The 11698-nt window shown below is 47.1% G+C and carries 9 protein-coding genes; 6 read left to right on the top strand and 3 right to left on the bottom strand.

Annotated features, from left to right (window positions below; translation table 11 throughout):
• Window positions 1-439 precede the first annotated feature (439 nt).
• The 5 genes from FN815_RS10165 (at window position 440) to FN815_RS18900 (ending at window position 5865) form a co-directional block, all read left to right on the top strand.
• Window positions 440-1561 (top strand): Mrp/NBP35 family ATP-binding protein, encoded by a 1122-nt coding sequence (locus FN815_RS10165; RefSeq protein WP_142454532.1) that lies wholly within the window; start codon window positions 440-442, stop codon window positions 1559-1561.
• Between the two features lie 410 nt (window positions 1562-1971).
• Entirely contained in the window at window positions 1972-2580 is a 609-nt protein-coding gene (locus FN815_RS10160) for a trimeric intracellular cation channel family protein (RefSeq protein WP_142454531.1), read from the top strand.
• 531 nt (window positions 2581-3111) lie between these two features.
• Window positions 3112-4545: a sodium:solute symporter family protein gene (locus tag FN815_RS10155; RefSeq protein WP_142454530.1), complete on the top strand. Its 1434-nt coding sequence runs from the start codon at window positions 3112-3114 to the stop codon at window positions 4543-4545.
• Window positions 4546-4687: 142 nt separating this feature from the next.
• Window positions 4688-5665: a trypsin-like serine protease gene (locus tag FN815_RS10150; RefSeq protein ID WP_185957258.1), complete on the top strand. Its 978-nt coding sequence runs from the start codon at window positions 4688-4690 to the stop codon at window positions 5663-5665.
• A gap of 26 nt (window positions 5666-5691) precedes the next feature.
• Window positions 5692-5865 (top strand): hypothetical protein, encoded by a 174-nt coding sequence (locus FN815_RS18900; protein ID WP_185957257.1) that lies wholly within the window; start codon window positions 5692-5694, stop codon window positions 5863-5865.
• Window positions 5866-6341: 476 nt separating this feature from the next.
• Here FN815_RS18900 and FN815_RS10145 read toward each other — a convergent pair whose 3' ends face one another.
• The gene (locus FN815_RS10145; protein WP_142454528.1) at window positions 6342-7748 is read right to left on the bottom strand and encodes a Glu/Leu/Phe/Val family dehydrogenase; all 1407 of its coding nucleotides are present in this window, start codon (window positions 7746-7748) and stop codon (window positions 6342-6344) included.
• 168 nt (window positions 7749-7916) lie between these two features.
• On the opposite strand from FN815_RS10145, the gene FN815_RS10140 reads away from it, so the two are divergent.
• A complete protein-coding gene (locus FN815_RS10140) occupies window positions 7917-10256 on the top strand; it encodes an amino acid permease (protein ID WP_142454527.1) in 2340 nt (779 codons plus the stop codon).
• A gap of 234 nt (window positions 10257-10490) precedes the next feature.
• Here the strand turns inward: FN815_RS10140 and FN815_RS10135 are convergent, their stop codons facing one another.
• Both FN815_RS10135 and FN815_RS10130 read right to left on the bottom strand, forming a co-directional pair.
• Window positions 10491-10934, bottom strand: a complete 444-nt coding sequence (locus tag FN815_RS10135; protein ID WP_142454526.1) for a HesB/IscA family protein — start codon at window positions 10932-10934, stop codon at window positions 10491-10493.
• A gap of 35 nt (window positions 10935-10969) precedes the next feature.
• Window positions 10970-11668, bottom strand: a complete 699-nt coding sequence (locus FN815_RS10130) for an AlbA family DNA-binding domain-containing protein (protein WP_142454525.1) — start codon at window positions 11666-11668, stop codon at window positions 10970-10972.
• Window positions 11669-11698 lie beyond the last annotated feature (30 nt).

Below are 11698 nucleotides of genomic sequence, written 5' to 3'. Positions count from 1 at the left end.
AAATCGGCACAACATAGGTATTTATTGGGAATGTTTATAGAAATGTGGGATAGGTTTGGTATTATACAATCAAGTTCGTGGCTTATTTCAAGTAAGGATGTGTTTTCGCTGTATTCCTTCTTACAAAGGAGGCTAGCGACTTTGGTTGATATGGCCTTTATAACATTTTATCTCGCATAACAGATCTCAGATTCCTCATCATCAGTCAGGAACTCACTGACTGATGGATCTTCCTTTCCCAAATTAATCGGAACAGGCGAGGGAAACTTTCTTTGTGCATTTTACCGGCAGAAGTCCTGTCTATTTAACTTGTTGTCTTCGAAAAAGAAACCAAATTCCACAATATCTGTGTTCATATCCCTCCTCAAGAATACTTATCTTTGGGGCCTCAATTCATGAAAATTATGACCGTTCAATAGACACAGGTTAAAAAGCAGTTATGGCTATCAACAAAGAACAGGTTAAATCCGCACTCAGCCAGATTTTACACCCCACCGAAAGACGCGATCTCATTTCTCTGGACATGGTTCAGGACGTGATCGTGCAAGACAAATACGTATCCTTCACGCTCGAATTTCCCGAGAAGGATGAAGCACTGGAGCAGAAGCTCACTAAAAAGTGTGAGAATGCCATCCACAAGTTTATCGACAGTGAAGCCATTGTAGATATACAGACGGCAGTGAATCTCTCCAAGAAACGGGAGATGGAAGCGTCAAAACCCGGACAGCAGCAACAAGAGCAGGAAATACTGCCAGGCGTGAAGAACATCATTGCTGTAGCCTCCGGCAAGGGCGGGGTTGGAAAATCTACCGTAGCGGTGAACCTGGCAGCTACCCTGGCTAAGAAAGGCCATAAAGTGGGATTGATGGACACCGATGTGTACGGGCCAAGCATCCCCACCATGTTTAATATCCACGACCGACCTAACATCACCACCCAAAAGAAACTGGTGCCGCATGAGAAATATGGCATCAAATTAGTTTCAATGGGCTTTTTGGTGGATGTGGACCAGGCGATGGTATGGCGCGGCCCCATGGCTACCAGCGCCATCAAGCAGTTTATGACCGATGTGGAATGGGGCGAACTGGACTACCTGATTATGGACCTCCCTCCCGGAACCGGTGATATCCAGCTTACCATTGTGCAAACCGTGCCGCTGACCGGCGCCGTGATCGTTTCTACCCCGCAAACCGTGGCCCTGGATGACGCCCGCAAAGGCGTGGCGATGTTCAAAAAAGTGAATGTGCCTGTGCTGGGCATGGTAGAAAATATGGCCTATTTCACTCCACCCGATATGCCGGATAAGAAATACTACATCTTTGGCAAAGGCGGAGCCGCGCATCTTGCAGAAGAAATGAATGTGCCCGTGCTGGCTGAAGTTCCCCTGCAGCAAACCCTGCGCGAAGGCGGCGACTCCGGTAAACCGATAGTGCTGGAAGACAGTGAATCCCCTGCAGCTACCGCCCTGATGGAAGCCACCGGCAACATGCAGCAGCAACTGGCGATTCGCTTGAAGGAGCAATCTCCCACGAAGAAGGTCGATATTAAATTCCGTCCCTGAATCACGGGTTAAGCGGATTTTGGGATTGCGCGGATTTCTTTTTTTGATGTTTGTCATTATCAAAAACCCCGTTAGGGGTCACATGTTGGTAGCCCCGGGTAAGTCCGAAAAGACATTGAAATAGGTTTAATTGTAAACCGGACGCAGCCCGGGGATAAAGAAGATGAATAGGGCGAACCTCCGCCCAGAGGGTGCCAGAGAAGCTAATGGTTGTCGGAGGTTGGGCAATTAGGTGGTTGAATCACAGATTTAACGGATGGTGGGACGACACAGATTTTCTTTTTTGATGTCATGTTGAGGTCTCGTTCCCAACGTCCTCGTTGGGAACGCAAAAGCTCCTGCTTCCAATACTCTAAAAAAATACTTTAAGCCTGTAATTTTCTTTTAACCTACCCAGCTATTACTCAGTAATGGACGTAATCTACCTGCTTGATCTTTTCGGAACCTTTGTGTTCGCCATCAGTGGTATACGGATGGCCTCGCGAACCGATATGGATATTTTCGGTGCTTCCGTCGTGGGATTTGTAACGGCCATTGGCGGAGGAACCGTCCGCGATTTACTGCTCGACAGCCATCCTATCACCTGGATGGCCGATATGAATTACCCCATAGTTATTCTGGCCGCCGTGCCCTTTACTTTCCTGATGGGGAAAAAGCTGAACAATTACAGCAAGACCCTCTTCCTCTTTGATACCATTGGCATTGCGCTGTTTACCATCATCGGGATGGAAAAGGCGTTGTCGTTCGGGTTGAATCCTTTTATGGCCGGCATGATGGGGATGATATCCGCCGTGGTTGGAGGTATCACCCGTGATGTGTTGTGCCGCGAAGTGCCACTTATCTTTCGAAAAGAAATTTATGCCACCGCTTGCCTGGCCGGCGCGGTCGTTTTTTACCTGGGGATTGAAATTGATCTTCCGGATAATCTTAATTATTTGCTGACTACCGGGGTTATTATTGGGATTCGCACGGTATCTATTCGATGGAATCTGGCCTTGCCCAAAATGAAAAGAGTGTGATCACGGATTGAGCAGATTGTGGGATTGCACGGATTATTTTTCTGGGTATGAAGCTGATGGTGTATGAATCACAGATTAGGTGGATTTAAGGATAGCACGGATTTTCTGTTTTTTTGATGCCGGTCATCACGAAAGACCCCGCTAGGGGTCACATATTGGTAGCCCCGGGTTAGTCCGAAGAGATATTGAAATAGGTTTAATTGTCAGCCGGACGCAGCCCGGGGTTAGATGATAAAATTAAAGACGAACCTCCGCCCGGCGGGAGCCAGAGAAGCTGATGGTTTGCGGAGGTTGGGCAATTAGGTGATTGAATCGCGGATTACGACAGATTGTTGGATGACACGGTTTTTCTTTTTGATGTTATGTGGGTAATCGTAATAGAGCCGCTATGGGGCAAATGCTGGTAGCCCCTTTCAAAATTGAAGCTTCGCCTCATATCCCCTATAATTGGGTGAAATGCTCTTAAACACGTTAAATGGCTGATATTGAAGGCTATTTACGCACTCATCCTAACCTCAACGATCCTTATCCATGCATCCCATCGACCTGACCATTTTTGCCATTTATATCATTGGCCTGTTGGGATTTGGCTATTATTTCTACCGAAAAAACAAAGGCGGGGAAGATTATTACGTGGGTGGGCGCGATATGAACAGTCTGCATATCGGTCTTTCGGTGGTGGCCACGGATGTAGGCGGCGGCTTTTCCATTGGCTTGGGCGGACTCGGTTTTACCATGGGCCTCTCTGGTTCGTGGATGTTGTTTACGGGGTTGTTGGGGGCTTGGTCGGCAGCTGTACTGCTCATCCCCAAAGTGAAGAACAACCCCGTGTTTAAAAATGCCTACACCTTTCCCCAGATATTCGAACATCACTACTCGGGCAGTGTAGCTTTGGTGGCAGCTGTTATTTCAGCCATTGGCTATGCGGGATTTACCAGCTCCCAGATTCTGGCCGGTGCGAAGTTGGCTAATGGTACTTTTGCCAATCTTAGCCTGGATAATGGCATCCTGATCATGGGCATTGTGGCGGTAGTATACACTGTGTTGGGCGGGATAAAAGCCGTTATCTACACCGATACCATACAGTGGACCATTCTGATGCTGGGCTTGGTGTTTGTAGGGATTCCCATCTCGTATTCGGCTGTAGGTGGCTGGGATACAATACAAGCCACCGTTTCCCCGGAGATGCTTTCGCTCACCAATTTCAGCTGGCAGGATGTGGTGTACTGGCTGGTTACCATTTTCCCTATTTGGTATATCGGGATGACGCTCTACCAGCGCATTTATGCCTGCCGGGATGAAAAAACAGCTAAACGAGCGTGGTACCTGGCCGGATTGTTTGAGTGGCCGGTAATGGCGTTCATGGGCGTGGCTTTGGGATTATTCGCCCGGGTTGCCGCCGATCAGGGCATGTTTGATTATTTGGGGGCTGCCAGTGTCAGTGAAATTGATCCCGAAACGGGTCTGCCGATGTTGTTGCGTACCGTGCTGCCCGTGGGTTTTATGGGCGTGATGCTGGCCGCTTATTTCTCCGCTATCCTTTCTACCGCTGATAGTTGCCTGATGGCTTCATCCGGTAATATCGTAACTGATTTTCTTTCTAAGCTAAATGATATGGATCACGAGAGTGCTTCGTTTTTGAAGACCTCCCAAATTGTAACTTTCGTGATAGGAGCGCTGGCTATTCTTGTGGCATATTCTATGGATGACGTGCTAACCTTGATGCTGTATTCTTACGCTTTTATGGTTTCCGGATTGTTTGTCCCGGTGATAGGTGCCTTGTACTGGAAGAGAAGCACCCCGGCTGCGGCGATGACAGCCATGCTGTTAGGCGGCAGTGTCACCCTGTTTCTTCAGCTTAAGGTGGGAGCAGAAAATCTTCCTTATGAGTTAGATCCTAATGTTTTTGGGATTACGGCTTCGGCTTTGTCATTTATAGCGGTGGGGTATTGGACTTCGGAGTAGGTGGCTTCGATCACAGATTTAGCAGATTGAGGGATTTCACGGATTTCTTTTCTGGGTATAAAGCTAATGATGTATGAATCACGGATGAGGTAGATTTACAGATAGCACGGATTTTCTTTTTGTGTGTGTGATGTTGGTCATTATGAAAGGCCCCGTTAGGGGGCATATGTTGGTAGCCCAGGTAAGTCCGAAAAAATGTGGAATTGGGATTATGGTGTTAACCGGACGCAGCCCGGGGTTAAAGAAAGAAAAAAGAGAAACCTCCGCCGGGTTGGTGCAAAAGATATTGATGCTTTTCGGAGGTTGGGCAAGATGGTTCATGAACCACGGCTTAAGGGGATTCCGTGATAGACGCGGATTTTGTTTTTATACCGTGTTTCCCGTAACCAACATTATCTATCCGCGTAGGTGGAGCAGCCATTTAGAACCTATTATCAACAAAATGCAAATCATCAAGAACAGGCTGCTGAGTAGCCCATTACATTTTGCAGGCATCTTTCTGTGCCTGTATGCCATAGCTGAAATATTTATCATTATTCGGGCCGATGTGAATGATTCCGAATACCTGGTTCCTGATGACGCCTTTCCTCAGCTTGTGGATTTACCCGAAAGTGGTCATGGCACACTTATAACCAGCCGCTGGGTGGTAGTTGCAGCTCATTCTGTGGAATCGGAATTTGTTGAGGAAGTGATCATTAACAATAAACCCCGAAAAGTGTCCCGGGTGATTATTCATTCGGAGTTCAAAGCGTCATACGATCAGTTAGTTGAAAACATGGACGGGGTGATATCACTTGAAAAAACACCGGAAAAAGCGCGGACTGTCATAAATGCCAAAGAGGCGATGTATGATATCGCGCTGATTCAATTAGCGAACCCCATTGAAGAGATACGCCCCGTAAAGCTTCTTCAAACAGCGGATGAAGCAGGGCAGGTTGGGATTCTTTTTGGTAAAGGAGCCACTGGAAACGGAGAGCTTGGTCAATACGAAGCCTCGCCGAACAGGCAACAATTAAGGCGAGCTCAAAATAAGATAGAGGAAGCCAGAGATAAGTGGCTCGTATATACATTCGACTGTGGTGACAAAGCTTTGGCTACAGAAGGAGTGATAGGGCAGTGATAGGGCGAGGTGATAGTGGAAGTCCTTTGCTCATTAAAAAAGAAAATGAGTGGTATTTAGCCGGTGTTGCCAGCGGCGTAAGATGGGATGGAGTTGATATTTCAGCATTCCGGTATGGGGTATGCGGACAAGAATTCTACAATTCCCGGATATCCTATTATGTGGAATGGATCTATACTGTGATGGAGGAAAAGGGGTAGCGGTGTAGGTGGATTGAAGGGTTTCTTTCTAACTTGTGAGCATCATGGCCTCTATTGGGGCACATGTTGGTAGCCCTGCCAAAGAAATTGATGGTTTTCGGAGGTTAGGCAGGTGTTTGAATCACGGATTAAGGGGATTTAGAGATTTCCACAGATTTTGACTGTGATAAGTAAACAATTGGTATTCAACCGTGCTTAGGGTAAAAAAGTGATATAACCTTATAACTTCGGATAGATTCTATTTGGTCAATACCAGGTAGGTTGCCACTATCGCAATCCCACCATCCCAATAAGAAATAAATTTAATACCGTTTTTTCTTATAAGGCCTATTTAAATCCGAACATATTTCCCTCCTAAATATAGATGATCCTTTGAATTGGGCAAACAAAAAAAGGCAGACCAAACGGCCTGCCTCATAATCATTGCGTAAAGACACATGGCAATGCGCCCTTACAGGAAAGTAAAAACTACCTAATCACGGGAAAATACCCATCTGTTCGTACATGATGCCGATTTTGTTGATCGCATTGATGAAAGCTGCCGTTCGTAAATCATCGAGATCGTGCTCGTTACGGATTTCGGCAATCTGTTGATAAGCGGTAATCATGGTTTCCTCCAGACCGGAATCAACCAGGTCGTATTCACCAGCACCGTGGGCCAGGTTGTCGAGTTCTTCCTGGGTAAACCTTCGATCTGAGAGGTTCTCAATAACGCCCAGGATTTTCTTCATACTGGTTTCGTCAAAGCGTTTGCTCAGTCGGCCATAGCGAACATGCTGGATGTTTTTAAGCCATTCGAAATAAGACACCACTACACCACCTGCATTCAGATAGGAATCGGGGATGATGAGGGCACCACGTTTTTTTAGAATATCGTGTGCATCGGCAGTGGTAGGACCGTTGGCAGCCTCTGCCACAATTTTAGCTTTCACCCGGTCGGCATTGTCGCCGGTAATCTGGCTTTCCAGGGCAGCAGGAATCAGAATATCGCATTCGGCCATCAGAGCATCATCGCGGTTCTTCAGTTCCTTGGTGTTTTCAAAACCGATGATGGAGCCGGTATCTTTGCGAAAAGCCATCAATTTCTCCAGGTCGATGCCGTTCTCATCATAAATGGAGCCTTCAATCTCAGCTACACCAACCAGTTTGGCTCCGGCTTCAGTCATATACTTGGAAGCGTGATATCCCACGTTACCAAGTCCCTGAACAACAAAAGTCTTACCCTCTACACCGGTTTCAAGTCCGATCTTGTTCATGTCTTCTTTTGAGTCACAAGCCTCGCGGATGCCAAAATAGACCCCTCGTCCTGTAGCTTCGGTACGTCCCCGGATGCCACCCTGCTGAATGGGCTTGCCGGTTACACAGCCTTCGGCGTTCAGGTCATCATGCATTTGACGATAGGTATCCAGAATCCAACCCATTTCACGAGCTCCGGTACCATAATCGGGTGCGGGCACATCTACGCCCGGACCAATAAATCCCTTTTTAATCAATTCATAGGTGTATCGCCGGGTGATGCGCTCAATTTCCGATTCGGAATACTCTCGCGTACTGATTTTTACCCCGCCTTTGGCACCTCCAAAAGGTACATCTACGATGGCACATTTGTAGGACATAAGCGCCGCCAATGCCATGGTTTCATCTTCATCCACTTTGTGGCTGAAGCGGATACCGCCTTTGGTGGGTAATTTATGGTGGCTATGTTCTACCCGCCAGCCTTCGATTACTTCGATGCTGCCGTCATCCCGCCGAACGGGAAAAGTGACATGATAGACTGTATTGCAAATTTTTATCTGGGCCAGTATACCTTTATCAAATCGCGTGTACCTGGCGGCCTTGTCAAAGTTCTTGTTTACCTGCTCATAGAATTTATAGGTGGACATGTAGTGAATCTCCTCATCTGTTTTTATATCATTGTGATGGTCGCAATTATCTTACAGAGAAACAAGGAAAGGCTTGTAATGATTTTACCGATAAATTATGTGGAAAGTGAATTTTACTTCCTAAAAATTGGTATTAGATTACATAGGAACTAAAAGGGAATACATACTATGACGGATTTAAAACGTGAGCTTGGTTTTTGGGATGCCTTAACCATCGGGGCTGGAACGATGATTGGTGCCGGTATTTTTTTACTGGCCGGGGTTGCCCTGGAGATGTCGGGTCCGGCTGCCATTTTTGCTTACCTGATAGCAGGCGTTGTTTGTATGATAACCGCTTCAAGTGCCGCCGAGTTAGCCACCGGGATGCCGACTTCCGGGGGTGATTACTTTTTTGTTTCCCGTTCACTTGGTCCGGCATTGGGAGCTATTTCAGGTGTGGGTATTTGGCTGAGTCTTACTTTTGCCATCGCTTTTTATTTGTATGGATTGGGGGAGTACCTCTCTCAGTTTCTTCCGATAACGGCTTTTTGGGGTGCGGTGATAGGAGGAATACTGCTTACCATATTAAATGTAGTAGGGGCTAAAGAGTCAGGCCGAACACAAGTAATAGTGGTCTTGGTCCTTTTTGTGATATTGGGTTCTTTCAGTTTTTTAGGGGTATTCCATATTGATAGTGCCAACTATGATCCATTTATGCCTTTTGGATTTGATTCGATATCTGCCACTACGGCCTTGGTGTTTGTTTCTTTTCTTGGGTTTGTGAAGATTGCAGCGGTTGCTGAGGAAATAAAAGATCCCTCTAAGAACCTGCCCCGGGCACTTATTGGATCTGTTGCTTTAGTAACCTTGTTGTATGTAGTTATTGTTTTGGTAATTGGCGGTATGTTTGAACAGTCTACCATTGCTGATGTTCGCGATCCATTGACCACTGCTGCACGTACTATTTTGGGATCGCCGGGAGCTGTCGCGATTATTATTGCCGGTTTGCTGGCTACGCTTTCTTCAGCCAATGCCAGTATTATGGCATCATCCCGCATAAATCTGGCCATGGCGCGCGACCGTATGGTGCCGAACTGGCTCAGTGCTATCCATGATAAATTATTGACACCCTATCGTGCTATCATCCTTACCGGCGTGTTAGCCCTGTTTTTTCTCTTGCTGGAAAGCCTGGAAGATTTAGCAAAAATAGCCAGTGTGCTGCAGCTATACAGTTATGCCGCGCTGAATATTGGTTGCGTAGCGCTCCGGGTGGCCAATCCGGATTGGTATAAACCGACCTATCGAACGCCAGGCACGCCTTGGTTGCAGATTATTGCTGCCCTGGGTTGTTTGTCCATTATTGTGTATTCGGGTCCTTTTGCCCAAATAGCCGTGGTGGTTCTGATTATCGCTAGCCTGGCCTGGTATTTTGTGTGGGGACGGAATCGCGTAGAAATTGACCATGCCCTTCCCCAGCTGGCTGAAAACTGGAAAGAGCAGGGTTTCGGAGCGTTGGTCGCAGCCCCGCAAAAACATGAATCTGAATTTGAAGAATGGACTCCGGCTATACGTGCGTTAAATGCCTCGGAGCCCAGAAAGGTAATGGCGGCCTTGGCGAACCCGGTTCACGAAAAAGCTTTACTGAAAATAGCCCAGCTTATTGCTACCGGTGATGAGGAAGGTGGTTCTGTAACAGGGTTGAATATGGTGAAGGTGCCCTACCAAACACCTGTTTCCACGGTAGAGCAAATTTTAGAGGATAAGGAGCCGGTTCGGGAAAGTATTAAATCCATAAGTGAAGCATCCCGTGCAGAGAAACAGCAGGAAGTACATTCCGAATCACTATTGGCAACTACATTCGATTCTGCTACGGCAGCCTCGCATGATATTTTTAAAGGGTTGATGTCCGAAACGGAAAATCGAAAAGCGGATATGATGGTCATGGGTTGGCAAGGTGGCTTCAGCCTGGGCCGGATTTACAACTCGCCGGTGCAGCGTATCATCAAAAACCTGAAGGCTGATGTAGCGGTGCTGAAAGATCGTAATCTGGATGAAATTAAATCAGTAGTGGTACCCTGGGGTGGCGGACTGCATGCCCGCCTCGGGCTTGAAATCGGGATTCGCGTGGCACGGGCTGTTGAGGCTGACCTGAGAGTGCTACGGTTAGTGAAGCCGGGTATTGATGCCGAAGAAGAGAAAGAAGCCCTTAGCCAAAGAATACGTCCCCTTACCGAAAATTTTGACCGTTGGGAAATCACCGTAAAAGAAGCGGAAGATGTGACCGGCGGCATGCTCGAAGACCTCGAAACTCATAAAGATGATCTGATTATCATCGGGGCTTCGCATGAGTGGGGCATACGTAATGTGCTGTTTGGTACCATCACAGATATTATTGCCGACCGGGCGCCTTGTTCTGTATTGATGGTGCGCAGGTATGTGACCGAAGACTGGAAGTTAAAAGCTGCGGAAGGGATGAAACGTATGCGGGAGCAGCTTGGAATGAGTTCTTCTCCGGAGACGGGGAATTAACATGATTTCTAGATAAGAATGATGTAAAAATAGGCTGGTCATCGCGAGGAGCCCACTTTTTTGGAATTAGCTGTGTTTTTCCTTCCGACGAAGCGATCTCCAGAACAAAGCTCAGAGGCATTATCCAGGAGATTGCCACGGTATTTGCTCCCTTACGGTCGCTGAATACCATGCAATGACAAGTTTTATATCGAGCTGACGTTAAGTATAATCTACTTGTGTTGTGCTAATAGCTTAAACCGCGAAGGAAGTTCCGCAGCCACAGTTTTCTACGGCGTTGGGGTTGTCGAAGGTAAAGCCGCGTGCGTCAAGGCCGTCGGGATAGTCGATTTGCATCCCCTCAACATACATGAGATGTTTGGGCGCTACAATGATTTCAACCCCGTAGCTTTCATATACTTTGTCCTCGTCGGTGCGATAGTCGAGGCCAAGTTTATAGCTGAGGCCCGAACATCCGCCGCCGTCCACGGCTACGCGCAGGTAAAGGTTGTCATCCATCCCTTCATCTGCTTTTATTTTCTCAACCTGCCGTGCGGCACGTTCGGTAAGAATAACCGGTTCGCCGGTCAGTTCGTCTTTTTCAAAGGGATTGGTGGAATCAGATGTGGTTTCGTCTTCCTCATCCACATCAATCAGGGATGAGATTACATCGTCTAAGTTTTCTTCTTGAACGCTCATAGTAGTATCGCTCCTTTATTTAGAACGAGTCAAAATTACGAAGTTTTTTGGGAAAATGTATAATGGGCAACGCCATCTTTTTCAAATAGGTCTAAGACGCCGGCGCTTACCAGGTTTACCAAAATCTTGGCGGCACTGTAGGTAGTTAAACTTACCAACAGGGAATAGCGCTCAACGGTAATTTCTCCGTATTCATTCAAAAAGCGGAACAGTTGCTGTTCTTTCTCTCCATATTCGAAGGTAACCCCTTCGTCGGAGTCATTTTGTTTCAGCACTTCCACCAGTTCGTCACTGGCAACCACGCTTTCGTCTTTGAGACGCACAAAAACCTGCCGGTGGTTCTTCCCTTTTACGTAGATGGGTTTGGTTTCGGCTTCATGAATCTTCACAATCAGAATGTCGCGTTCGCCCACATTCAATAGTTCTATTTCCGGTTCGATGGCGGGAATGCACTCATCGCGGGCTGCTTGATTAATCCAGAATTCTTCTTCGTGATAGGCTTCTAAGCCCAGCATTTCGCCATTATCTTCTACCCCTATCAACAGGGTTCCGCCTTTGGTGTTGGCGAAGGCGGCCATTTCGCGGGCTATTTTTTCGGGTGATGCCACACTGTGTTTAAACTCTAAAAAACTGCTCTCTCCCGTTTGAATCAGGTTTTTGAGGTCGGTCTTGGTCATAGACGACACCTCGACCGTGTCAGAATACTGCATGTAGAATTCAAACTCGTCTTTCATCGCAAATGGGATTTGGGTTGCGAGATACGG

Source organism: Gracilimonas mengyeensis (genome assembly GCF_900182705.1).
In the GTDB taxonomy this organism is placed as follows: domain Bacteria; phylum Bacteroidota; class Rhodothermia; order Balneolales; family Balneolaceae; genus Gracilimonas; species Gracilimonas mengyeensis.
Note: the sequence above shows the minus strand (reverse complement) of the source record. Positions and strands in the feature narration are given on the sequence as shown.